This is a genomic window from Streptomyces sp. TSRI0281, assembly GCF_001905125.1.
Taxonomy (GTDB): Bacteria; Actinomycetota; Actinomycetes; order Streptomycetales; family Streptomycetaceae; genus Streptomyces.
The window spans coordinates 457,214-480,808 of the sequence record NZ_LWLE01000036.1 but is presented as its reverse complement, the minus strand read 5'-3'; the positions used below and the strand labels follow the sequence as shown (position 1 = coordinate 480,808).

Genomic DNA, 23,595 nt, shown 5'->3' with positions numbered 1-23,595 from the left:
GAGGTGGGTCAGTTTTGATCCGCTGTCAGAGGGTCACGATTCACCCGTCGCCGACAGCGTGCCCGGCACCGCCCAGTAGGGGCGGTACACAGCGGTCAATACGGGTTCGGATGGGATCCCAGTATTCCCTCTACGGCAGTCAGTTTCGCAGGTCAGGTGCCATCCACATGCGCAAGTACCGGGTGCTTCCCAAGCTCAGAGCGCGAGTTCGATTCTCGTCACCCGCTCCATGAAAAAGCCCCAGGCCAGTGGCCGGGGGCTTTGTTGTTGCTCAAGCCCGATCGAGCGCCCTGTGTACCCGTTCTGCACCCAACGCGTCCGTCGGCTTCTTCAGGTCGCCAGCACCTCGCGAGCACATATGTCAACTATGATAGTTGTTATATGCTTCAGTGCATGGAGACAAAGACATACACAACCATTGACCTGCGCAAGGGGATGGGCGAGATCCTGGACCGGACCCGGATCGCCGGTGAGGCCGCCGCCATCACCCGCAAGGGGAAGACGGTCGCCTACTTGGTGCCGGCCGAGTGGTTCGAGGAGATGGCTCGTCGGCACCAGTCGCACGAGGACCGGCACGAGGCGGCCTGACCCACCCTTCCCATCAAGGAGCCCGAACCATGCCCGCCCACGCACTCCACTTCGATGGGTACGGGGGGGAACCCCTGCGGTTGCCACCCATGCCCGAACGCACGCCTCAAGCACTCCGGTTGGCCATTCAGGAACACACCCCACACCTCCTCCCGGACTTCGAGGCCCACTGGAAGCGCGTCATTGGCGACGCCTTCAGCATCACCCCCGTGCCAGCCTTCATGCGCCTGTGGTGGACGCAGTACGCCATCGCGCGAAATCCCGTTCTCGACTCGCACCTTCGCGATCTCGAAGCCCGCGCAGCCGAGTCCGATGACCCCGAGGAATCCATCCGGCTCCTGGAGGAGTACAGCCGCCTCCGGCACGAAGCCGCCGAGAGGAAGCCCGGAGAGTGATCGACGAACCACTCCGGCCGCCTTGGCAGATGGACTGGACGAAGCAGGCACAGCACGACTTCCAGAACATGCCTGCCGAAGGCAGTGACCTGGTCATGAGTGCTCGTGCGGAACTGATCACCGCCGAAGACCCGTACTTCCGGGGAATCGACGCCGATGTCTCGCTCCCGCACTGGATGACCGTCCGGCCACTGGCTTCCACGAACCCCGGCGGCCCCCACATCGTGGACCTGGCCGGCGGACGCGGCTGGCTCATCTACACCTTCATGCGCCGCCACGCCGACCCACAGATCGTCGTCACCGATGCCTTCTGGGCCTGACGTCTGCGCCAGCAGCGTCTGCACCACGGGAAGCTTCCGCTTCCTGCCGCCGCTCCGGCAAATCACCTCAGGTTGATGACCTGCCGTCGGCGTGCCCCCTCCGTGCCCTTCGGAGCGGAGAACAGCGGTCACGTACGGCTCCCAGGGGTTACAGAAAATTACCCCATTTCCAGCAACCGTGCAGGTCAGAGCCATCCCCTCCACTCAAGCACCGTTGATTCCCAAGCTCAGAGCGCGAGTTCGATTCTCGTCACCCGCTCCACGACTAAGGCCCAGGTCATCGACCCGGGCCTTGTTTATTGTTCCAACTACTACGGCTCCGTATCGAGGAGTCGGGCGGCCGCACGAGGTCCATCAGGTTGGACCAGGCTTGTTCGGCGGGAAGCAGGTCCCGCTCCGGCAGGGCGTATTCGGGGTGCCATCCGTTGGCCTCACAGCCGGGGACGTTGCGCAGGATCAAAGTGGTGAGGTTCGGCGGGACCGAACCCGTAATCCGCACCGCGAGGTAAGTTTCGTGGCCGTCGTCGGCGCGGACCTGGAGGCCGACGGTGAAGGTGTCGAAATCCACCGTGTGCTCCTGACCGTCCCGGAGGGTGGCACGACTCAGGGTCAGAACTGCAGTCCGGAGCCGCCGGACGAAACGGACTCCCGCTTCGGCGCGATAGCGCACGTGGTCCTCGCGAGCGGGGAGTAAGTGGGCGGTGTACGTGGCGGACTTGAGCGCGTCGGCGTTGTCGGCGTTGTAGAGCGGGTTCGGGCGGTCTTGCCGTCGGCTTCGAGCGGCGTAGAAGTCGTCGGTGGAGCCGTCCTCACGGTGGCCGGCCGCAACCAGCCACGGAAGATCGGCGTCCACCCAGACCGCCCCGCGCCAGCGCTGGACCTTCACCTTGAACAACATCTGGTCATCGACAGCGCGGATGCGCTCATGCTTGGCATCGTCCGCCGCGAACTGCTCGGCGGTCTTCGCCAGGATCGGGTGCTCGATCTCGTCCAGGGAGTCGGTCACCGCCGGTAAGGGGAGTCCGAGGTCATCGCGTAGGCATCGCAGGGTGGGCCTGGCGGGACGCATCGCAGTGAACGGTCATTCGTCGATCCCGCCGACCGCGTCGATCTCCTCCGATGTCAGACCGGTCAGGAGCATGACGTCCGACTTCAGGGAGCCGTCCAGGACGCTGAGCGCTTCCACCATGCCCTCGCGCACATCCTCACGCCGCTGGTCCAGGTAAGCCCGCACCGCCTCCGCGACCGCTGCGTGCCCCGCAGGCGAGGCCGCCGCCGCCTCAGCCCGAGTACTCCGGCTTCTCCACCTGAGCGTGTTCAGCCGCTTCTTCGCACTGCTGCCGGACTACGGTCTGATGCGATTCCACGAGCCGGGTGGATGAGTGCGGGACGGCGATCTCCACCCGTCGTTCCACCCATGGGTCCAGGTGCGCGAGGCCCTGCGCGAGCACGCTTGAGGGCATGACAACGACCGAGTGGATCACCGACATCGCCCTCGTCCTGATCGTCTTCCGGCAGCTGCGGGAAGGCCGTCTCGACCTCAAGACCTTCCTGATCCCGCTGGGGATCGTGGCCTTCGTGGCCCACACGTACCTCGACAGCGTGCCCACCGCGGGCAACGACCTGGTGCTGATCGGCGTGCTCATGGCCGTCGGCGCGGCGCTCGGCATCGCGGGCGGCGTCTGCACCCGCATCCGGGTTGCGGGCGAGCACCTGCTGATCAAGGCCGGCGCGGTCTCCGCGATCCTTTGGGTGCTCGGCATGGGCGCCCGCATGGGCTTCCAGTTCTGGGTCTCGCACGGCGGCGCCGACAACGTCGCGCGGTTCAGCATCGCCCACCACATCACCACCGACCAGGCCTGGGTCGCGGCCTTCGTCCTGATGGCACTCACCGAGGTCGTCACGCGACTCGCGACGATCTTTGTCCGGAGCCGGATGGTGAACGGCGGGCAGGCGCGGACGACCGCGGCGACGCCCCCGGCGCCCTCTCTCGACCGTACGGCCTGACCGTGGACTATGGTCACGCCGTGCCCGAAGCACAGAGCGTCCCGGAAAAGCAGAGCACGCCCGGTACGGGCTCGGCCCCGTACCGGGCGTCCGGCCCCCTGCCCTTCACAGGTCACGATCCTCGCGTGGGCTGGGTCCTGACCCTCTGCGTCATCGGCTCCGCGTTCATCACGGTGCGGCCGATCGGTCTCAGCGGCCGGGGCCTCGTGGTCGCCGCGCTCATCGTCGTCAACTCCCTCGCCCTCCTCGCCCGGCACCTGCCCGAGCACAGGGTCCCGCCCCGCGTCGCCCTGGTCTGGCTGACCCTCGGCATCGTCGCCGCGGCCGCCCTGATCGCCGTCAGCCGCAGCGGATCGAGCTACCTCTTCGCGTTCTTCCTCGTCGGCCACGCCGGATACCGGCTGCAGCCCAAGCCGGCCTTGGCCCTCGCGGCGTTCTGCGGCCTGCTGTGCGGCGGAGTCCTGTACTTCCGCATCGGCCCCGGCCACCACCTGCTGCCCTGGGTGGTCGGTCTGGCCGCCGGCACCCCGGTCGTCCTCGGCATCATCAACCGCAGCCGCCGGCGCGCCGTCCAGGCGGTGATCGAGGCCGCGGAGTCCGCCGAGCGGGCTGCCCGCGCCGAGGCCCAGGCCGCCGTCCTCACCGAGCGGGGACGGATCGCCCGCGACGTGCACGACGTCCTGGCCCACTCCCTCGCGGGCATCAACATGCAGCTGGAACTGGCGGACGCCCTGATCGAAACCGGTGACCTGGAGAAGGTCCGCCAGGCGAACCAGAAGGCGCACAGCATGGTCAAGGAGAGCCTGAAGCAGGCCCAGTGGACCGTGCACGCGCTCCGTGAGGACTCCCTGCCGCTGGTGGGCAGCCTGACCGCGATGCTCGACTCGTCCGGCCACCGCGACGCCCTCACCCTCACCGGCACCGCGCGCGACGTACCGTCCCAGGTCACGCAGAACCTGCTGCGGATCGCGCAGGAGTCGCTGACCAACGCCGTCCGGCACGCACCCGGCGGCGAGGTCCACGTGGAGCTGACGTTCGATGCCGCATCGACGACACTGAGAATCCGCAACAGCGCGGCGACCCGTGCGGTGCGCGCGGGCGTCGGCAGCGGAATGGGACTGATCGGCATGCGGGAACGGGTCGCCCTGCTGGGTGGCACGATCACTGCGGGCCCGGTCACCGAAGGACCGGACGAAGGCGGCTGGCAAGTGGAGGCAGTGATACCGGGATGAGTGAACCGACGCGGAATCCCCAGCGGCTGCGTGTGATTGTCGCCGACGACCAGGCTGCCGTACGGGAGCCGCTGGCCGCGGTCCTCGGTCTGGCCGAGGACATCGACGTCGTCGCCTCGGCCGCCGACGGCACCGAAGTACTCGCCGCAGTCGCCGCAGGCCCGGTCGACGTGGTCCTGATGGACCTGCGGATGCCGGTGATGGACGGCACCGAGGCGACCCGGCGGCTCACCGAGGAGCACCCCGAGGTCGCCGTGGTCATCCTGACCACGTTCGCCGACGACGACTCCATCCTGGCCGCGCTGAGCGCGGGCGCCAGCGGCTACCTCACCAAGAACGCGGGGCGCCAGGACATCACCCGCGCCATCCGCGCCGCCGCCGCCGGGCAGTCCGTCCTCGACCGCGAAGTCCAGAACCGCCTCCTGGAGACGGTCCGCACCAAGCCCCCGGCCCCCGGACAGCCGCTGCCCGACGACATCACCCCGCGCGAGCGCGAGGTCCTCACCCTGATCGGCCAGGGCCTGCCGAACCGTGCCATCGCCGAGAAGCTCTTCATCAGCGAGGCCACGGTGAAGACGCACATCAACAACCTCTTCGCCAAGGCGGACATCAAGGACCGCGCCGACGCCGTGCGCCGCGCCCTGGGGGCGGGCCTGGCCTGAGTCGTCGAAACTCTTCGGCCTCCACCTCGCGCGGCGATACTCCCTGCGCATCTCAGCAGATCAGGAGGGGCGTCATGCCGGCTGGGGCCGTGGACTCCTCCACACATCATCCGGTGCTCCTCATCGGATCCACCGGTCCTCCGGAGCTGGGCTGGGACAGCGCGTCGGCTTGTAGCGACGGCAGACACATCGTCGTCCAGACTCGGGCCGACCGCGCTCACTCGGGTATCGATCCGGCCTGTCATGGGAGACGACGTCTTCGACGGGGTGCTGTACGTAGAGGGGTCGCGAGTACGCGTGGCCGACGCGGAGAACCTCACCCGGTGGCGCTATAGGCACCGGCACCGTTGTCACCATCGGCGCCGCCCGGCGTCACCCTCGTCCGCGACACCATCGAAGCCCTCGCCCGGCGCGCCCTCGCCATCATCCGCGGAAGCTGTGCGGTCACGCGGTCCGGGCACGCTGTCCGAGCCCGCCGAGGACAAGAGCCTGAAGGCTGAGCTCTCGGCCGCGGTCGCTGACCGACTGTCCCGACCCAGGCGTTCGGCTGAGCATTTCGACGAATACGCCGTGCCGTTCGGGTGACAACCGTTCGCGCCGCCCGTATCCGGCGCCCATCGGGGTCCATACCTGAGCCCATGGACAGGAAACTGCCGAGACGAACGGTGCGTATCGCAGTGCGAGGAGAGAATTTCGGATCCCTTCGGCATCGCCTTGTCGCCGGATGCTGTGCCCTGCTGCTTCTGGCCCTGACTTCGGGCGGGGCAGCCCACGCGGCCTCGGCGCCCCGGAACGGCGGTTCCGACCGGCTCGACCCGCGGATCACGGAGATCATGCGGAAGCCGGACTACGCCAACGCCCAGTGGGGCCTGCTCCAGCAGGACCCGGACAGCGGGCGGGTCGTCCACAGCCGGTTCGCCGAGCAGTTCTTCATCCCCGGGTCGGTGGCCAAGCTGTTCGGCACCTCCGGGGCGTGGAACACCCTCGGCGGCGACCACCGCTTCAAGACGCCGGTCTACGCGCTCGGCGAGCGACGCGGAAGCACACTGGACGGCGATCTCGGCCTGGTCGCCCAGGGTGACCTCACCATGGGCGGCAGGACCCGTCCCGACGGCACGGTGGACTACACAGACCTCGACCACACGTACGCCAATGACTTCCCCGGCGCCACGCTCACGCCGCAGAACCCGCTCGCCGGGATCAACCGGATCGCGCAGCAGGTGCGGCGTTCCGGCATCACCCGCGTCGAAGGGAACGTGATCGTCGACAACCGGCTCTTCCAGCCCGAGCCGGTCTTCGTCCCCGTCCCCACCCCGCTGATCATCAACGACAATCTCATCGACCTGCTGACCACCCCCGGCGCCCGCACCGGCGCGCCCGCGCAACTGGACTGGCGGCCGAAAGTCGCCCCGTACCGCGTCACGTCGACCGTGCGGACGGTGGGGGCGGGTGAGCCGACCGACATCGAGGTGACGACCTCCGACAACGGCACGCGGATCCATCTGTCCGGCACGATCGCGGCCGACTCCGAACCGGCCTTGAAGGTGTCACCCATCGCCGATCCGGCGGCCTTCGGACGCACCGCGCTGATCGAGGCGCTGGGGCGGGCCGGTGTGGAGGTGACCGCCGATCCGACCGGTGCCAACCCGATCGGCCAACTCCCCGGCTCGTACGAGGGCCGACCGCGCGTGGCGCTGTACACCTCCCCGCCGTACTCCCAGTACGCCAAGCTCATCTTCAAGGTCAGCCACAACCTGGGCGGCAACCTCGCCATCTGTCTGATGGCGGTCGCGGCCGGCAGCAAGGACTGCATGGACGGCTTCCCGGTGCTGGCCGACTTCCTGGAACGCGCGGGCGTCGACCGCAAGCAGGTCCAACTCCTGGACGGCCGCGGCGGAAACCCCGTCGACCGGACCACGCCCAAGGCCGTGGTGCAGTTGCTGACGTACTGGCATCGCACCCCCGAGGCGGAGCTCTTCCGGAACGCGCTGCCCATCCTCGGCGTCGACGGCCTGCTGGCCGACAACTGCACCGACTGCCCCGCGCGCGGAAAAGTGTTCGCCAAGACCGGTGCCGCCGTCGGGCTGGACGCACTCAACAACCGCCTGGCCGTCGGCGCCATCACGATCGCCGGCTACCTGGACAAGGGCAACGGCCGCTTCGACGTCTTCTTCGCCGGCGTGAACGGCGCCTCCACCCCGACAACCGACGTCAACGGTGTACTGGATATCGCCGATGACCTCGCCGTGATCTCCGCGTACCTACAGGAGGAGGCAGTGCGGCGAGAAGACTGAGAGCACTGCGTCGCGGCCGGCTGAGGGGATCCGCACACCACGCGGTACGAGCGGCTGCAACACCCGCATGAGTTGCCGGTGATTCCCGAGCTCGGAGCGCGAGTTCGATGCTCGTCACCCGCTCCACGCAGAAGCCCCAGGCCAACGGGCTGGGGCTTCCCGCGCGTCATGCCGCATGCCACATGTGCCCTACCGGGACGTCATGTTGACCACGAGGCAGTGCCTCGGGAGCGGGGACTCGGGCCGGTGGGCGGATCTGACCGGGCCGATGCCGGATCCCGGGTCCGCTGACATGCGTCGGCGGCGGACGACCGCGTCGTTGGCGTCGGCGTCGGCGCCCGCGCTGGTGCTCCTCGGCGGAGTGTCGGCAGGTCAGCTGCGCCCGGGGACCCTTCCTCGCCGCCTCCGGCGAACGGGCACCAGGACCGCTGTAAGGTTTCGCCTTTCGTGTCGGGGTCTCACGACTGGTGCCGGATGGCAGTCGGATCCGGCGTGGCGCCGAGACGTGAAGGTCACGTCTGTTCCTCGTTCGCGTCGATAACGCCGGCGCCCGGAAGGCCGGGGGGGCCGCGCCGGGAACAGCCGGTCCGGTCGGGACGGTTGCATCGACCGGAGGACCCGGCGCCGCACGGGCGGAGAACACGGAGACCACACGGTCGTCCGCCCCGCCAGGATCCGGGCCCCAGGATCGCGGCGGCTCCGCCGCGTACTCGGACCACGACGTATTTCTACAGAAGGACTGTTTCATGACTGACCGGCCCTTGACGCTCATGGCAGTACACGCCCACCCCGATGACGAGGCGACCAGTACCGGAGGGGTCCTCGCGCGGTACGCGGCGGAAGGCATCCGCACGGTGCTCGTGACCTGTACCGACGGCGGGTGCGGCGATGGAACGGGGGGTGCCAAGCCGGGCGATCCCGGGCACGATCCGGCGGCCGTCGCCTCGATGCGCCGTCAAGAGCTCAAGGCGAGCTGCGACGTCCTGAAGGTCAGCGATCTGGAGATGCTGGACTATGCCGACTCCGGGATGACCGGCTGGCCGAGCAACGACGCCCCCGGATCCTTCTGGCAGACCCCCGTGGCGGAAGGCGCCGCCCGGCTTGCGGAACTCATGCGGCACTACCGACCCGATGTGGTCGTCACCTACGACGAGAACGGCTTCTACGGTCACCCCGACCACATCCAGGCCCACCGCATCACGATGGCGGCCCTGGAGATGACCGCGCTGACACCGAAGGTGTACTGGACGACGATGCCCCACTCGACGATGCGGCGGTTCGGGGAGGTCATGCGCGAGTTTCAGGAGGACATGCCGGAGCCGGATCCTGCCGAAGTCGCCGCGATGGCCGAGATCGGCCTCCCCGACGACGAGATCAGCACATGGGTGGACACCACCGCATTCAGCGGTCAGAAGTTCGATGCGCTGGCCGCGCACGCCAGTCAGGGCGAGAACATCTTCTTCCTCAAGATGGGCAAGGAGAGGTTCGGCGCATTGATGGGCATGGAGACCTTCACCCGTGTCAAGGGCACCACCGGCTCGGCCGTACCCGAGACCGATCTTTTCGCCGGACTGCGCTGATCCGCCCGTCCCTGCCGGGGCCCGAGAGCGCATCGGCCTGAACGGGCGGACGACGGTGGAAGCCGGTGGATGACGGTGGAGGCCGGTGGAAGCCGGCCGCCGAGGTTGTCCGGAGGGGCTTGATCAGAGGCGGCAGCTGATTTCGAGGCCGTCCTCAACGGGGAAGGTGACGCTGTGGTAGCCGTTGACGGTGTCGCGGACGTGGTCGAGGTAGGGACCGAGGTCGGGGAGGTCCACGTCGTCGGCAACGACAAGGGTGCCGGGGGCGATGTGTGGCTCAAGGAGTCGCAGGACGGGCAGGCAGAGGTCCTTCCACCCGTCCAGGAACAAGAAGTCGACCGGCTGCCGCAGTGCGGCGAGCGTCTGCAGGGCGTTCCCCTCCAGCACGGTGATCACGTCGTCGAGGCCGGTGGCGGCGAAGGTGTCGCGGGCGGAGGCCGCCTTGGCCCGGCTCATCTCCGTGGTGATGACCCGGCCTGTGCCGTTGTCGCGAACGGCAGCGGCCAGGTGCAGGGTGGAGATGCCGTACGAGGTGCCGAACTCGACGACGACGGCCGGTTTGACGGCGCGGATGAGGTTGTAGAGGAGTTTGCCTCCGTCGGCGGAGACCGGCATGTAGATCTCCTGTGCTGTGTCGGCGAGTTCCTGCGCCGTGAGCGACTCTCGGTCGTGGGGCTGGGCGCCCCACAGACGTGCCGCGGTGTCATCGTCACGGGCGGCGGCTTCGAACATGCGGGTCAGGGCGGCGGAGACACGTGGTTCTGCGAGGGTGCAGGGATGCGTGGGCACGGTTGCTGGGCTCCTTGGGGCGGTGCGATGGGTGGGTGGGTGTCACGGGAGGGCGGAGCTGACAGGCCGTCCTCCCGTGTCTGCGCCGGGCCGTCTCGTCAGGCCGTGTAGGCACCTGCGTCAATGTCCGCGAGCAGGGACGGCCCGGTGGGCTCCCAGGCGAGAAGCTGCCTGGTCGCGTTGTTGGACGCGGTCATGGCGGAGGCGAAGAAACTGCCGACGAAGCCGAAATGGGCTCCGGCGTCCTCCGGGGCGACGGATTCGACCGGCAGGCCGAGGCTGCGGCCGATCGCTTCGGCGATCGCCTTGGTGGTGACGGCCTCCTCGGCGACGGCATGCAGGCGCGTCCCCGCGGGTGCCTGCTCCATGCCGAGGCGGACGATGCGGGCGGCATCGTCGCGGTGCACCGCCGACCAGGCAGCGGAGCCGTCACCGATGTAGCCGGAGACTCCTTGCCTGCGGGCGGCCGCGGTGAGAAAGTCGACGAACCCCCAGTCGCCGCCGCCGTGAACGCTCGGTGCGAACCGTGTGATCACGGTCCTCACACCCTGGGCCACGTAGTCCAGGGCAAGGTTCTCGCTGCCGCCCCGATTGGAGTCCGGGCCGATGGCCGGAGAGACATCGGCCTCCGTGGCGGGCCTGCCCTCGACGAGGCCGGAGAGAGGCGCGGCGACAACGAACGGGCGGTCGGTTCCGGCCAGGGTGTCGCCCAGGGTCCGGACCGCAGCGCGTTCGGAGCGGTCGGACTCGGCAGGGTTGCCCCAGTCGTGCTTGTTGGCCAGGTGGATGACCGCGTCCGCACGGGCGGCGCCCCGCCGCAGCGAGGCGGGATCATCCAGGTCACCGCGGACGACGCCCGCGCCCTTGGCCGCGAGAGCCTGCTCGGCCCGGTCGGATCGGGCCAGGCCGATGACCTGGTGGCCCGACGAGATGAGCTCGTCGACAACGGCAGATCCGATCCAGCCGGTCGCTCCAGTGACAAATGCACGCATGAGCGTGTCCTCCTTCGCCCTGAAAAGGGCATGGGAATGGCGGAGATGGGTGGGAGTGCCCTGATCACGGCGCCGACGCCGAGTCAGGTGGCGTGAGGCCCCTCTGCTACCGCGGGGCGGTCCGGTGGGCGCGGCGGGCGCCGACGACGACCAGGGCTCCGGCCAGGAGCACGACGAGGGCCGCGGCGCGCAGCGCGGTGTTGGCGCCGTGGGTGAACGCTTCGGTGACGGCGGAGTGGGTGAACGCTTCGGTGACGGCGGTGTGGTCGGCCGGTGCCGGCGTGAGCGCTTCCTGCACCGTTCGCGGGAGCGGCGTGGGCCGGATCGGGTCGGCGGCCAGGTGGTGTGTGAACCCGGCTGTGAGGATGGTGCCGACGACAGCCACACCCAGAGCGCTGCCCAGTTCGCGGGTCGCGGACTGCAGACCTCCGGCGATGCCCGCCCTCTCCACGGGCAGGGCAGAAGCGATCTGCGCGGTCAGACAGGGCGCGGCCAGCATGATGCCGAGCCCGATGACGAACAGACCGGCCGCGTACACGGGGTAGGCCATGGTCGAGGCGTACGAGAGTCCGAGCAGGCCGCCGCTGGTGAGCGCGAAGGCCGCGGAGAGCGTCGCGGGGATCCCGAAGCGGCGGATGAGCCCGGGAACGTAGCGGGTGCCCACCAGGAGCGGGACGGTCAGCGGGATGATCCCGAGCCCTGCCTCCAGTACGGAGAAGCCGCGCCCGTACTGCAGGAGCGAGGCGTTGACGTAGAAGAGCCCGAAGCTTCCGAAGAAGGTGATGGTCATGCCGAGGGCGGCGCTGCTGAGTACCGGGCTGCGGAACAGCCGCGGGTCGAGCAGGGGATGGGGGACGCGCAGCTCGACACGCACCCAGCACAGGCTCAGCAGCACGCTGCAGGCGAAGGCGATGAGGACGACCGGGCTGCCCCAGCCCTGTTCGGGCCCTTCGATGATTCCCGTCAGCAGTGTCACGAAGGCTGCCACGAACAGCAGCGTGCCCGGCAGGTCGAGGGTGCGGTCGATCCGAGCACTGCGCGGCACGGACCGTGCCACCCACGCCAGGCAGCAGGCCGCGATGAGGGCGACCGTCGCAAACAACGCGCGCCAGGAGCCCGCGCCGAGCACCGCGCCGCCTCCGACGTTGCCGACGACGCCGCCGATACCGGTGGCCGCCGCCCAGACTGCCAGCACATGAGGGCGCCGCTCGGGAGCAGTGGCGTGCAGCAGGACGCCGACGCAGTTGGGCAGGACGCACGCGGCGCCGAGGCCCGTGATGGCGCGCCCGATCAGCATGATCGCCACGTTCGGCGCCATGGCCGACACAACGGCGCCGCACGCGAATATGCCGAGCCCCGCCATGAGGACGCCCTTGCGGCCGAGCTTGTCGCCGGCCGCACCGGCGGGGATGACCAGGCAGGCGAAGATCACGACATAGGCGTCGACGATCCACAGCAGGTTCGACGAGGTCGGCCGAAGTGAACTCGCGGCCAGCTGCGGCACTGCCAGGTTGATCGCCGCGACGAATCCGACGACCAGGGCAGTGCACACACTCACGCAGGCGAGCACCGGGCCGGACCGCTGCGCCGGGCGCGGAGCGCCCTCCGGTAGGGGAGCCATTGCTCTCGATTCCTTCTGGGATTGCCGTACACGAAGCACGGTGGGGCACCGCCCGGCATGCCCTCCCGGGACAGGGCGAGGAAGGCCGGACATCCATTTACGAGTCACCGTGCTCCGTTAAGGTAACACATACGAGACACTGCGCCTCGTATACAGTGGCGACATGGTGGATGGAAGTGGTCGCGGACGGCCCCGCAGTGAAAGCGCACGCGCCGCCGTGCTGCACGCCGTCGACGACCTTCTGGTCGAAGTCGGGTACGCGGCCCTGACCATGAAGGGCATCGCCGAGCGGGCGGGCGTGGGCCGTCAGACCGTGTACCGCTGGTGGTCGAACAAGGCGGAAGTCCTCTATGAGGCCAGCGCCATCGATGCCCAGCACGAACTGTCCGTGTCCGGCAGCGACGACCCCCGCAAGGACCTCAAGGCGTATCTCGACGCCCTCGTCACCTTCTTGTCCCGCTCCCACGCAGGTGCGGCCTACCGCGCCCTGATCGGGGAAGCCCAGCACGACGCGGACGTCGCCGCGCTGCTCGCCTCCCGCGACATCCTCGGGGAAAGCGCCGCACAGGTCGTGGAGGCGGCGCGGAAGTCGAGCGGCACCGCCCTCTCGCTCGAACAGGCGACCGCCCTCCTGATCGGGCCGCCCTTCTTCCACATCCTGTCCGGGCGCAGCGCGGATGGCCTCGACACCGAACAGCTCGCGGAGCAGTTCGTGCGCACCCTCAGCCATCCGGGGACGTGAGGCTCCCCAGCACGCAGCACGCAGCACGCAGCCCGCCACACGCAGCACGCCCGAAGCGGACGAGGCCGGTACGGAGCCTGGTTTCCACGTCACCCGCCAGGCGGCGATCCGCGGACCGCACCGGCTGTGGCCGTGCCACAACGCGCCGGCGGCAACTGGTGAAGAGCGGTCGGAGCGAGTGCCGATACGTCACGTGGACCCGGGCGGCACCAGCCCACTCCCACAGGTCGGCGGGCGTATGTGCGCGCGTGAGCGGCGAGTGATTCCCGTACTCGGAGCACGAGTTCGACTCTTGTCACCCGCTCCACGGCAAAGCCCCGGGCCAATGGCCCGGGGCTTTTCGTGTCCCTGTACCACGGGCTTCCCACAAGAGACTTCTCCCCAAGGTGTTAGGCCGCTAGTGTCCTGCGCCGCAAATGGGAGCTCTAAGAAGTCATCTCATTTGGCGAGCCTGCGGTAGCAGATGAGGGTGCAGGCGATGCTGGTGAAGGCGAGGAAGTGGTCGGCTTTGCGTTCGTAGCGTCGGTGGAGGCGGCGGCAGCCGGCGAGCCAGGCCATGGTGCGTTCCACGGTCCAGCGGTGGCGGCCCAGCCGTTGCGAGGACTCGACTCCCTTGCGGGCGATGCGGTGGGTGATGCCGCGCTCGCGTAACCATCGCCGCAGGTGGGCGTAGTCGTAGCCCTTGTCGGCGTGGAGTTTGCCGGGCTTGCGCCGTCGCCGGCCGCGGCGTGAGCGGATCGGCGGGATGCCCTTCACGAGCGGGATCAGGGCCTGGCTGTCGTGCAGGTTGGCCCCGGAGATGCCGACGGATATGGGCAGACCGGACCGTTCCGTGATCAGGTGGATCTTCGAGCCGTACTTGCCCCTGTCGACAGGATTCGGACCTGTCAGGTCCCCTTTTTCAGGGCCCGCATGTTCACCGAGTCGATCGCGCAACGCGACCAGTCCAGCTCGCCGCGGGCACCGAGTTCATCGAGGACCAGGCGGTGGAGCTTGGCCCACACCCTGGCCTTCGACCACTCCGAGAACCGCCGGTGGGCGGTCGCTCCGGACGGGCCGAACGACGCCGAAGGCAGCTGCAGCCAGGTACAACCCGACGTGGCCACGAAGACGATCGCGGCCAGCACTTCCCGGTCGCCGTGCCGACGCCGACCACCGCCCTGCGGCCGCGACGGCGCCTCCGGCACCACCCGCTGGAACAACTCCCACAACTCGTCCGGCACCAGCCGCTCAACGATCCCCACCATGACTCACAGAATACCGAGTCACCCAAATGAGATGACTTCTAAGTAGCTCTCAGGTATTGATGGTTGGTGGGTCGATCTTGGTGAGGTAGTCGGCGAGCGAGTTGAGGGCCTCGTCGGCTGTTTTGGTCCAGATGAAGGGTTTCGGGTCCTGGTTCCACTGCTTGATCCATGCGCGGATGTCGTCCTCCAGGGCTTTGACGGAGGTGTGGACGCCGCGGCGGATGAGTTTGTCGGTCAGCAGGCCGAACCACCGCTCGACCTGGTTCATCCAGGAGGAACCGGTGGGAGTGAAGTGGATGTGGAAGCGGGGGTGCTTACCGAGCCAGGTCCTGATCTCGGCGGTGTGGTGGGTGGCGTAGTTGTCACACACCAAGTGCACGTCCAGGCCGGTGGGAACGGCCTTGTCGATTCGGATCAGGAACTTCTTGAACTCGATGGCCCGGTGGCGTCGGTGGAGTTCCGATATGAAAGACAGAACGCAGGGCACGGTCGAAATGGCGGTCCTCCGCGGCGCGTCCCGGACTGCTGTCTACGCGGCACTGAGCGGTACTCGCTTGCCAAGCGTTCAGACCCTGGGTGCCATGATCGACGCCTGGATCGGTGGTGGCGAGACAGATCGGCGATTGTGGCTGGAACGGCGTCGCCAGACCGAAGAGTCCATGGCGGAGTCTGCGCGGCTAAGAGGAATCGCTACGACACGTCGCACACCTGAAGAAGTGGACTTCACGCAACAGTTGCTTGAGTTGTGGCAGGAGTGCGGCACTCCTGCGACTGAACGAGCGGCACGCCACTGCAACTTGAGCGCGCGCACAATCGATTCGTACCTCGAAGGAAGGACACTCCCGACGGCCGAACGCCTCAGTGAACTCCTCGACGGACTGTCCGTCCTGTGTGAGGCTGACCAGGCTTCGCCGGTGTCCTCCGTCCGTGAGTCACTGGTCGGCGAGACTCTCTTGCGGGCACGAACTGCCCGCAAGGAAGAACGGGCCAAGGTCAGGCAACTGGCAAAAGCGCTTCCCGGAGGGCAGCCGGCCCCCTCAGATACCACGCATTCCAACGGATTCGGCATGGTAGCTGGAGTGCTACCTGGCCAGAAGTTCGACAGTCGAGGAGCGTTGGCCCGGGCCGGTGTGCACCGGCAATTGATGGCCGGCATCACTGGCCGGCAAGGTCTCGGCGCAGAATCAGTCATCGTGTCTGACAACTACCCCGGAGACGATGACTACGGGGATGTGATCGTCTACACCGGTGAGGGCGGGCTGAACCCAGAGACCGGCCGCCTGGCACGTGATCAGCAACTGACGCGGGGAAACGCGGCCCTCGCAACAAGCGCTGCCATCGGCGCTCCCGTCCGAGTGATCCGGCGGATCACTACAGGCTCTCATTCCTGGCTCTACCAGTACGTCGGCCTATTCAAGGTGGAGGACTACTGGTCCGAGCAAAGCTCGCACGGCTACAGGGTATGGCGATTCCGCCTAGTTCAGCTCACAACGGCAGAACAAAGCGAAAGTAATCTGTCAACGCCCGTTTCGGCAGTGAGACAGGAGGATCGGCACGACGGCGACCGCCCCGGCTCCGCCTCCTCGATTCAGCGAATCGTGCGCAGCACCGCAACCGCGAACCTGGTGAAGCAGATGCATGACTACACGTGCCAGGTCTGCGGAATCCGCATACTGGGTCGGGACGGTGGCTACGCGGAGGCGGCGCACATTCGCCCACTAGGGTCGCCACATAACGGTCCTGATGTGCTCGGGAACGTGCTCTGTCTGTGTCCCAACCACCACGTACTCTTCGATCAAGGAATGTTGATCATTAACGACGACCTCACAGTCATGGCCCGCGCTGACAGCACGGTGCTCGGCCGTCTCCGCGAGACTCCGGATCATCGTCTAGACAGGCAACACTTCGCGCGCCACCGAGTTCTCCACGGATTGCCCGAGTGAACCGCCCGGGGCCCGAAGGAAAGATCCCTCGCTTCGCGTTGAGTAGGTGCAGGTCCTACACAACAGCACCCGGCGCCTTCGTCCGAGCACACCGATCTGTCGCCATACACCTGATACCACTCGGGGTCACGACCTTACATAAGCTGGAACCTTGCAAGGACCGCGATATCTCTGGAGACCAAGAGGCAGTCCTGCGCGACGCAGGTCGTTCGACAGTGTGGCTTGGCGGCCCAGCCAACAGCGAGGAAGTACGGCCGGAGATCGTGATCGGGCTCCACAGACTCTGCTCGCTGGATCTTATCGACGACAGAGGCTAGTACATGGGTAGCCTCAAAGACGACGGAACCATTGACTGCCGGAGTGCATACGCGATTTCCCCAAGGCAATGGAGGACTGTAGCCCTGGATGTCGCACGAGACGACGAGGTTCTTATACGCGTACAGGGGGCAGCGACTGCTGCAATGGCGGCTACCTCGAAGATGTTCGCCGTGCCCCGTCCGTGCCCTTCGGAGCGGACAACGGCGGTCGGGATCGGCATCCGAGCGCCACAGTCAACCAGCCCGCTCTAAGAAAACGTGCCGGCCAGAGGCACTTCAACCTGCCAAAAGCCGCTGATTACCAATCTCGGAGCGCGAGTTCAATTCTCGTCACCCGCCCCATGACAGAGCCCCAGGCCAACAGCCGGGGGCTTCTCTGTTGTCTGCACCAGGTCAGGCGTCCCGCACCAGATCCCAACAGAAGGGTCCACCTTGGACTTCTCGAGGGTGACGCGCACTAGATCATCTAGCCTGCGCACGCCTCCTGCTGTCGCTCAAGATCCCAGTGCTGGTCGATCAGCGCGGCCTTCTCCGACGATTGGCAGGTCCGAACCATCGTGTCCTTGGGAGTGGCTCCGGATCGGGTAGCCAGGGTGTGCCTGGTGTGGCGAAGGTCGAAGAAGTGGCAGCCATCCGGCGTGCCGACGAGCAACCGGGCCTTGTGCCGCTCCCGCTCTCCGATGCTCTCGGGCGCACGCAGCCCCTACCCATCCGTTCATCGGTATCTCGCGGCCCGCGCCCGAATCAGAACTGCCCCAAGGCATCGAAGCACCGGCGGCCTCCCTTCGCGTTCCCATCAGGTGGCCTTCCCGTAGCGCAAACACCGAACGGGCTGGACCGGGTTGCCTTCGATATAGGTCATGAGGCCACTCTCTTTGATGCGCACGTGGCTACCGATCTCGAGGAAGACGACACGGTGCTCGGTAAGGGTTGGAGTGACTGTGAACCGGCACGTCCCTCAGGTGGTAGAACCAGCCAGCCGTTTGTACGCTCGGGCGTCACCGAGTGCGGCACGGAGTTGTGGCTCGATGGAGAGCGCAGATACGAGCACCTCGTAATAGATGATCGACCGAATGTCCAGAATTATACAATCTACCTTCTGGATATCCTGGGCACGGTCGGTACCCACTGGCAAAGCCGCGACGGCAAGACTTCGCGGAACTTTCGCCACTTCATCAAGGCAGCTCGCACGGCTGGACTAATAACGCGGTGAGAAAAAGTTGCCGTGGTTGGATTGGTCTGCTCCACAGCGTTAGCCACTTAGCTGGTTTGGTGGCGGCGGGCCTACGCGGGTGCTTCTTGGCGAAGCACCAAGAGGTCAGCCGCGCGCTCGAATGGCTGGCCAGCTCAGACCATGAGGTCCTTGAACTTGGCACACTGCTGGGCACGAGCCGGGTTGCCTCTGTGCTGCATGCCGCACTCAGGCAGCCCGGCCTTGTCGCAGACGCCACGCCACTCACACCCGAATGTGAGTTTCGCATAGTGCTGACCCCTCTCGCCAACGAAGGCCAGCCCGGCCGGCCCCACTGCGCGAACCACTCACGCTGCCGACAGAGGTCCTTGTGCAAGGGGGACAGCACGATCTCCCGTCTGCCCCCGGGGCTTGGGAGCACCGACATGGGCCCATCGGCAAAGCACCGAGCTGATATCGCTATTCAACACCCCCACGACTTCTGCCTCTACTAGAGGTCAGTCACGTGCTCCCCCCTCCTGCCAGCCAGCTCACGCTGTGGGCCCATCCGGTGCCCCGGGAGCCCATGTCAGTTGTGTGTGCCATGACCTCGCATCACGTCCACGGAATCTTGCGGGCACCACCAATTCAACAAGCTGTCACCGTCAAGTACGCCAAGTCCAGCGCTCGCAACTTCACGAGCCTGGGCAAGGCGACCATGATCGGCATCTCTTCGCATCGCCTCGCCCCCACAGAGGCAAAAGATGGACACATTCGTTCAACTTAGATAAGTTTCGGCCAAAAGAATGCAGAACCGTTAGGATTTATGCACCCATTGACCTTCCCGTGTGCCATATGCCATCGTCTCTTCATGGACAGTGCGAGAATGATCCAGAATTCGGAATTTCCAATCCCTACCGTTGTGACCATCACCCCGGATACGGCAAGGGAAATTCTGCAGCGGAACACAGGAAACCGACCGCTCGACAAATCGGTAGTAGCTCAACTGGTTAAAGAGATCCACAACGGAAGTTGGCAGGTAACTCACCAAGGGATCGCTCTAGATGGCCCCCTGGCCACTGGAAATATCGTGGATGGCCAACACCGGTTGCACGCTATCGTGCAGTCTGGCATGACAACCCCAACCTTGGTTTTCCAAAATGTGCCTCCGGCGACATTTTCAGTCCTTGACACTGGAAAGCGTAGGTCCGGTGGCGACGTACTTGCCCTTACTGGGGAGCGAGATACCACCCTACTCTCCTCTACTATTCGCCACGTTCATCTCTTTCGAACCTCGCCATCCGGCAGTTGGGTGGGAAGTAGTTCACGTGTCACCAATAACGAGATCCTTGCCATCTTCCGAGTCCAGCCGGAGGAGTTCCGCACGGCGGTGAAGCAAGGCAGGATCCTTGGTAAAGAATTGGGACTGATCCCTACGGCAGCGGCATGCGCCTACTTCCTGACAGTTGAATCCGCTCCAGTGGCCCAGGCTGGCGAATGGATGCGCGGGCTTACGACACAAGCCAACCTTGACTCAGATGACCCCAGGCTTGCTCTGATCAAGGTAATGAGGCAGCTGCGAGGGGGCGGCACTCAGCGGCGTCGGACTGATACGCGCAGCCAGATCGGCCTCTACATTAAAGCTTGGAACGCTTGGGTGTCCGGCAGGCCAGTCAAATCACTGCGCCTCCAGAAGGGAGAGAAAATGCCGCAGCCTATCCAGATGCTGATCGCTGACTGACCCTCTGAAAAGAGACTCGACGGCGCCGAAGGTATCGGACAGCCGCGAAAAGGAAGAGGTGTATGCCCGTATACGCGGTGTGCTGTAAATTCACGCACACCGCAGCCCTCCCCCCGCAGTCCAAACTGATTGCCTCGACGCGCGAGCGGCTGCATGGTCAGCGTGCCTGTCCGGCGACCCGGTACTGCCTGCGGTCATAGCAGTGATGCGGATCTGAGGCATGTGACCTACGGCGTCCTGAGCCGATGCTCTGACGCTCTCGGACCAAGGAATGTCCCGCTATGCGGGTTCCGAGGTGAGTGGGTTTCAGAGGAAGACCAGTGGGACGTCCTTACTTGCATACCTAGTCGCAGGATGCCCACCGGCCGGGCAGCCTGCGACTACGCCCGAACCGACTTCCCCGGTCGATGTGCAGCTGGCTCACGAAGCCAGCACGACGTCTCCTGGACCGGTAGGCCGCTGTACCGAGACGCCCTGGCAACCCACGCCAGGATCCGGACGCCTCTATCCGCAGCTCTTACCTGCACGCTCAATGTCCAGCGAAAAGAGCGACGGAAAGTTCCTGACAGATTGAGACCAGCTTGACTCTGTCGGGGATCTTGGAGTTTCCCGGTGCGACAGCATGGTCAACGGGCATGCTCGGGTAGTTCCGCCGACCGACGAAGCTGTCGAGGTGCCCGTTGTCCCTTCGCCCCCGTTCAGGTGAGCAAGTTCCGCCTCTGACCGCAGGTTGCGCGGACGAGCAACCCGGGTGGCACGGCAGCGATATGGGTGCGTGACCGGCTGGACGGTCTGTGGTGCGACGAGGACTTCGCCGACTGGTACCCGAGGGCAGGGCGTCCGGGTCTTTCGCCTGCTCAGCTGGCCACTGTCTGCGTACTGCAGTTCCTGCCCGGCCTGTCGGGCCGGCAGGCCGCCGAGGCGGCTCGCTGCCGCATCGACTTTGAATACTCCATGGCCAAGGAGTTGGACGACTCCGGGTTCCACCACAGCGTGCTGGCCGACTTCCGCGATCGCCCGGTCGAAGACGACCGCGCCGACCATCTTCTCGACCTCGCGCTGGCCCGCCTCAAGGAGGCCGGACTGGTGCGCGAGCGCACCACGGCGCACCGACTCCACCCACGTCCTGGCCGCCGTGCGCGACCTGACCCGCCTAGAGTTGATCACCGAGGCGGTCCTTGCCGCACTCGAAGAAGTCGCCGGCACCACCCCTCACCTGCTCGACGAGCTGGTCGACGAGGACTGTGGGCTCCGCTACGGCCGACCGGTCCGCCTGGGCAAGAACCCCACCAAGCCCAGGACCAGAATCCTCGCCACCGGAAACGACGCCGTCCGGCTCCTGGAACACCTCTACCGGCACGGAACAGACCACACGACCGGCCCGCGCGTCCAGGCCCTGCGCCAGATCGTGGTGCAGAACTACCACCGTGACGCCGCAGGACACCAGCGCTGGCGCACCGCCGAGAAGGAAGAAGGGCCTGGACTGCCTCCCTCGTCCCGGGCGATCGTCTCTCCTTACGACACTTCGGCCCGCTACGCACGCCACGGGCACATCATCAGCTGGAAGGGGTTCTCCGCTCACCTGACCGAGACCTGTGCTCCCGACGGCCCGAATGTGATCACGGATGTGGTCACCGCCGCGGCCACCACCCATGACAGACAGGTCCTGCGCGGCATTCACGCCCGCCTGGCGCGTCGCGGGCTGCTACCCGCCGAGCACCTGGTCGACGGCGGCTACACCTCCCTGCCTCACCTGGCACAAGCCACCCGTGAACACCAGGTCGCCGTCTCCGGGCCGCTCCGGAGCAACCCCACCCTCCAGCACCGTCTGAAGGAGGGCTTCGCCCGGGACGGCTTCACATCGACTACGACCGCCAGCAGGTCACCTGCCCCCAGGGACAGGTCAGTGCGAGCTGGCACGGCTCCTACCCAACCTCCTCGCCCACCGCCGCCCCGCTGATCGTGGCCAGGTTCACCAAGAGCCAGTGCCGCCCCTGCCCGGCCCGCGCGCAGTGCACCAGCACCGCAGACAGTGCGCGCACTGCGGGCTTTCCCCCGCGAGGACTCCGCGACCTGCAACTTCGCGTCCGTACCGAGCAGCAGACGCCCGAGTGGAAGGCCCGCTACGCGGTCCGCTCCGGAGTGGAGGGAACGGTCAACGAGTTCGCCCACGGCCGCGGCATGCGGCGCTGCCGCTACCGAGGGCAGGGAAAGGCCCACATCCAGCACGTCCTGACGGCCATCGCCGTCAACATCGAGCGTCTCAGCGGACTGCCACCAGACGAGGAAACCCCCGCACCCCGCCGGCCGACCGCCTTCCAGGACTACCTCGACCAGCGCGAGATTCCCCGGTTGAAGTCCTGGCGAAACTTGGGCAGCTGACCTCGGCGACTTGAAGATCCCCGACAGAGGCAAGCTAAGGGCTGTCCCGTCATCCCTGGGGGATGGGCGCGCGGCGTCAGATGCGGTGCGTCGCAAGGCGGAGGGACGTCCGCATACTGGATGTATTCGGGCGTTCCGACAACGCCGCGAGGTGCCGTAGCTGTCGTCGCGCGCCCGCCAGGGATGACGGGATAGCCCTTTGCGACCCAAACGCTTTCGGCTGTACGGCAGCTGACTGCGCGGACGGGTCGAGGAGGGACGGACTTTCGTGGGGGTTTGCGGGGCTAGCCCGTCCGCGTTGCAGGCTGCCGTCCCGTACACGGAGCACCATGTTCGCCCCTCATACATGGGAGTTCAGTATGAACGGTCAGCTCGGCACCCGCAGCACCGTGCGGCTGCTGGCGGGCGCCTCCAGTGCGTACGTAGCCCTGCTGCACCCAACCCTCGGCACCGCGCTCCTGGTAGGCATGGGCGTGGTCATCTTGCTGCACACCCAGATGCGGTGAACGGAGCCGGGGCGCCGCAGGCGAAGGCGAAGGCGAAGGCGCTGAGGGCATCCTCATCCCTCCATCCCCAAGACGACTTCGGGGCAGTTCCTCGGCGGAACCCGGGCCCTCGGCCTCTCAGTGTGGCCGCGAGAGCTGCGTGGACGACGAGCTGGGCGGTCGCCTCGGCGATTCCAGCGATCGAGCAGTCGTAGGCGGGCTCGGTCTCCTCAGAACGCGTCTGGTCCGGTGGCGGTGTATCACCAGGCGTCGCTCTCATGATCGTGGCGGAAAGTGGCGATCCCGCCCGCATAGGCGGGCGGGAGGGGCTCATGCATCTGGCGGCCGCGGGCAGGGACAGCCTCGGGTCATTTGGGGCGGGCGGACTGGCGAGTGACGCCCCAGGCGTCCGCGGGCTGCGAGTAGCCAGCCTCGGTGTGCCCGGCGTTCTTAGCTTCGGGCTGCGAGGTCATCGGCCAAGCGCTGGACTGCGTGGAGGGTGCGCACGGGGTGGCAGCTGAATGTCGGGGCGGCCTGGGCGGCAGTGGGCGTGCCCTCGTCGGCGACGCGGTACTCGACGGCCGGGTCGAGATTCTCAGGATGCAGCGAAGCACTGTGCCTTGGATGTCGTCCTGCAGGTCGAACTGGCCGTCCTCTGTAACCGGGCGCCAAGCAGGCTGGCGCAGATTTACGATCTGGGCCGGGAAGTCGAGGTCGGTCGGTTTCGGCAGGCTCATGTCGACAGGCTTTCCGCGCGATGATCCGACAGGAGTTACCGTCGCCCTCACAGGTCATCTGCGCGAATAGCACGCGACCAGGGCGAGTGAGTGTGTCTCAGAGGTGTGCTAGGCACGGCAGAGCGCCGATGCGCTTGCCTATGCAACACCCGTCTCCAAACCTGCTATGGGCGTCTTAGAAGCCGTTGTCGTACCGAGTGGTTCGGTTGCGGGTCGAACTTGGGTGCCCGGTTGGGTGATCGGCTCGTGGCCGGTGAATGGAAGCGGGGCCTCCCGAACAGCTCATGGGTGTTGAAGTCCATTCGAGCGTCAGGAGGCCCTGTGCCTCAGTCTTCCGTGCCGGTGTCCGT

Annotated in this window: 20 protein-coding genes, 1 tRNA gene and 2 pseudogenes; 16 read left to right on the top strand and 7 right to left on the bottom strand. The window is 66.7% G+C overall.

All coding sequences use genetic code 11. From position 1 onward, the window contains the following. The first annotated feature begins 393 nt into the window (after nt 1-393). The 3 genes from A6A29_RS38975 to A6A29_RS38965 are packed head-to-tail and all read left to right on the top strand — an operon-like array spanning nt 394 to nt 1,303. Nucleotides 394-588 carry a type II toxin-antitoxin system Phd/YefM family antitoxin gene (locus tag A6A29_RS38975; protein ID WP_073728184.1) on the top strand — a complete coding sequence of 65 codons (195 nt, stop codon included), beginning with the start codon at nt 394-396 and terminating at the stop codon, nt 586-588. A gap of 29 nt (nt 589-617) precedes the next feature. Next, nucleotides 618-983 carry a hypothetical protein gene (locus tag A6A29_RS38970; RefSeq protein WP_073728084.1) on the top strand — a complete coding sequence of 122 codons (366 nt, stop codon included), beginning with the start codon at nt 618-620 and terminating at the stop codon, nt 981-983. Then, nucleotides 980-1,303 (top strand): hypothetical protein, encoded by a 324-nt coding sequence (locus A6A29_RS38965; RefSeq protein WP_073728083.1) that lies wholly within the window; start codon nt 980-982, stop codon nt 1,301-1,303. Before A6A29_RS38970 ends, A6A29_RS38965 begins: the two co-directional genes overlap by 4 nt. 277 nt (nt 1,304-1,580) lie before the next feature. On the opposite strand, the gene A6A29_RS38960 is transcribed toward A6A29_RS38965, so the two are convergent. Continuing rightward, nucleotides 1,581-2,309 (bottom strand): hypothetical protein, encoded by a 729-nt coding sequence (locus A6A29_RS38960; protein WP_198953551.1) that lies wholly within the window; start codon nt 2,307-2,309, stop codon nt 1,581-1,583. Nucleotides 2,310-2,384: 75 nt separating this feature from the next. Then, nucleotides 2,385-2,537, bottom strand: a complete 153-nt coding sequence (locus A6A29_RS45610; RefSeq protein ID WP_158074503.1) for a hypothetical protein — start codon at nt 2,535-2,537, stop codon at nt 2,385-2,387. Nucleotides 2,538-2,764: 227 nt separating this feature from the next. On the opposite strand from A6A29_RS45610, the gene A6A29_RS38950 reads away from it, so the two are divergent. The 5 genes from A6A29_RS38950 (at nt 2,765) to A6A29_RS38930 (ending at nt 9,078) form a co-directional block, all read left to right on the top strand. Then, on the top strand, nt 2,765-3,310 hold the full coding sequence (locus tag A6A29_RS38950) for a hypothetical protein (protein ID WP_073728081.1): 546 nt from the start codon (nt 2,765-2,767) through the stop codon (nt 3,308-3,310). A gap of 125 nt (nt 3,311-3,435) precedes the next feature. Then, nucleotides 3,436-4,542 (top strand): sensor histidine kinase, encoded by a 1,107-nt coding sequence (locus tag A6A29_RS38945; protein WP_073728079.1) that lies wholly within the window; start codon nt 3,436-3,438, stop codon nt 4,540-4,542. After that, nucleotides 4,539-5,204, top strand: coding sequence for a response regulator transcription factor (locus tag A6A29_RS38940; RefSeq protein ID WP_073728077.1), 666 nt, complete (start codon nt 4,539-4,541; stop codon nt 5,202-5,204). Before A6A29_RS38945 ends, A6A29_RS38940 begins: the two co-directional genes overlap by 4 nt. Nucleotides 5,205-5,869: 665 nt before the next feature. Then, nucleotides 5,870-7,498 carry a D-alanyl-D-alanine carboxypeptidase/D-alanyl-D-alanine endopeptidase gene (gene dacB / locus A6A29_RS38935; protein WP_385732688.1) on the top strand — a complete coding sequence of 543 codons (1,629 nt, stop codon included), beginning with the start codon at nt 5,870-5,872 and terminating at the stop codon, nt 7,496-7,498. Between the two features lie 746 nt (nt 7,499-8,244). After that, nucleotides 8,245-9,078, top strand: a complete 834-nt coding sequence (locus A6A29_RS38930; protein WP_073728073.1) for a PIG-L family deacetylase — start codon at nt 8,245-8,247, stop codon at nt 9,076-9,078. 123 nt (nt 9,079-9,201) lie between these two features. On the opposite strand, the gene A6A29_RS38925 is transcribed toward A6A29_RS38930, so the two are convergent. The 3 genes from A6A29_RS38925 to A6A29_RS38915 form a co-directional block, all read right to left on the bottom strand. Continuing rightward, nucleotides 9,202-9,867, bottom strand: a complete 666-nt coding sequence (locus A6A29_RS38925; protein WP_241838802.1) for an O-methyltransferase — start codon at nt 9,865-9,867, stop codon at nt 9,202-9,204. A 98-nt stretch (nt 9,868-9,965) separates the two neighbouring features. Next, on the bottom strand, nt 9,966-10,859 hold the full coding sequence (locus A6A29_RS38920; RefSeq protein WP_073728071.1) for an SDR family oxidoreductase: 894 nt from the start codon (nt 10,857-10,859) through the stop codon (nt 9,966-9,968). Nucleotides 10,860-10,965: 106 nt separating this feature from the next. Then, nucleotides 10,966-12,480 carry an MFS transporter gene (locus tag A6A29_RS38915; protein WP_073728069.1) on the bottom strand — a complete coding sequence of 505 codons (1,515 nt, stop codon included), beginning with the start codon at nt 12,478-12,480 and terminating at the stop codon, nt 10,966-10,968. A 163-nt stretch (nt 12,481-12,643) separates the two neighbouring features. Here A6A29_RS38915 and A6A29_RS38910 point away from each other — a divergent pair, with 163 nt between their 5' ends. Together A6A29_RS38910 and A6A29_RS45605 are read left to right on the top strand one after the other, a co-directional pair. After that, nucleotides 12,644-13,222 carry a TetR/AcrR family transcriptional regulator gene (locus A6A29_RS38910; RefSeq protein WP_073728067.1) on the top strand — a complete coding sequence of 193 codons (579 nt, stop codon included), beginning with the start codon at nt 12,644-12,646 and terminating at the stop codon, nt 13,220-13,222. A gap of 230 nt (nt 13,223-13,452) precedes the next feature. Next, nucleotides 13,453-13,529 (top strand) — tRNA-OTHER (locus A6A29_RS45605). 131 nt (nt 13,530-13,660) lie between these two features. Here A6A29_RS45605 and A6A29_RS44600 read toward each other — a convergent pair. Beyond that, nucleotides 13,661-14,469 (bottom strand): IS5 family transposase gene (locus tag A6A29_RS44600; protein ID WP_385732678.1). Its coding sequence is split into 2 segments (ribosomal slippage): nt 13,661-14,121 and nt 14,121-14,469, totalling 810 coding nucleotides; the frame shifts between segments, so codons are not numbered across the junction. A 49-nt stretch (nt 14,470-14,518) separates the two neighbouring features. Next, nucleotides 14,519-14,935, bottom strand: a pseudogene (locus tag A6A29_RS38895) (transposase); the annotation flags it as partial. A 115-nt stretch (nt 14,936-15,050) separates the two neighbouring features. Here A6A29_RS38895 and A6A29_RS46065 point away from each other — a divergent pair. The 6 genes and pseudogenes from A6A29_RS46065 (at nt 15,051) to A6A29_RS46060 (ending at nt 22,529) form a co-directional block, all read left to right on the top strand. After that, complete coding sequence (locus A6A29_RS46065) at nt 15,051-16,412, top strand: YDG/SRA domain-containing protein (protein WP_198953550.1); 1,362 nt, start codon at nt 15,051-15,053, stop codon at nt 16,410-16,412. A 2,374-nt stretch (nt 16,413-18,786) separates the two neighbouring features. Then, entirely contained in the window at nt 18,787-19,641 is an 855-nt protein-coding gene (locus tag A6A29_RS45090; protein ID WP_073728057.1) for a hypothetical protein, read from the top strand. A 771-nt stretch (nt 19,642-20,412) separates the two neighbouring features. Then, nucleotides 20,413-20,628, top strand: a pseudogene (locus A6A29_RS47325) (transposase); the annotation flags it as partial. A 148-nt stretch (nt 20,629-20,776) separates the two neighbouring features. After that, complete coding sequence (locus tag A6A29_RS47320; protein WP_241838812.1) at nt 20,777-21,601, top strand: hypothetical protein; 825 nt, start codon at nt 20,777-20,779, stop codon at nt 21,599-21,601. Then, on the top strand, nt 21,502-22,023 hold the full coding sequence (locus A6A29_RS47315; RefSeq protein ID WP_241838811.1) for a transposase: 522 nt from the start codon (nt 21,502-21,504) through the stop codon (nt 22,021-22,023). Before A6A29_RS47320 ends, A6A29_RS47315 begins: the two co-directional genes overlap by 100 nt. Nucleotides 22,024-22,382: 359 nt before the next feature. Then, a complete protein-coding gene (locus tag A6A29_RS46060; RefSeq protein ID WP_198953549.1) occupies nt 22,383-22,529 on the top strand; it encodes a hypothetical protein in 147 nt (48 codons plus the stop codon). Nucleotides 22,530-23,595: the final 1,066 nt, after the last annotated feature.

Coding starts and splice junctions, on each gene's coding strand:
- A6A29_RS38975 (WP_073728184.1), top strand. CDS start 394: ATGGAGACAAAGACATACACAACCATTGACCTGCGCAAGGGGATGGGC.
- A6A29_RS38970 (WP_073728084.1), top strand. CDS start 618: ATGCCCGCCCACGCACTCCACTTCGATGGGTACGGGGGGGAACCCCTG.
- A6A29_RS38950 (WP_073728081.1), top strand. CDS start 2,765: ATGACAACGACCGAGTGGATCACCGACATCGCCCTCGTCCTGATCGTC.
- A6A29_RS38940 (WP_073728077.1), top strand. CDS start 4,539: ATGAGTGAACCGACGCGGAATCCCCAGCGGCTGCGTGTGATTGTCGCC.
- A6A29_RS38930 (WP_073728073.1), top strand. CDS start 8,245: ATGACTGACCGGCCCTTGACGCTCATGGCAGTACACGCCCACCCCGAT.
- A6A29_RS38920 (WP_073728071.1), bottom strand. CDS start 10,859: ATGCGTGCATTTGTCACTGGAGCGACCGGCTGGATCGGATCTGCCGTT.
- A6A29_RS38915 (WP_073728069.1), bottom strand. CDS start 12,480: ATGGCTCCCCTACCGGAGGGCGCTCCGCGCCCGGCGCAGCGGTCCGGC.
- A6A29_RS38910 (WP_073728067.1), top strand. CDS start 12,644: ATGGTGGATGGAAGTGGTCGCGGACGGCCCCGCAGTGAAAGCGCACGC.
- A6A29_RS46065 (WP_198953550.1), top strand. CDS start 15,051: ATGATCGACGCCTGGATCGGTGGTGGCGAGACAGATCGGCGATTGTGG.
- A6A29_RS45090 (WP_073728057.1), top strand. CDS start 18,787: ATGATCCAGAATTCGGAATTTCCAATCCCTACCGTTGTGACCATCACC.
- A6A29_RS46060 (WP_198953549.1), top strand. CDS start 22,383: ATGAACGGTCAGCTCGGCACCCGCAGCACCGTGCGGCTGCTGGCGGGC.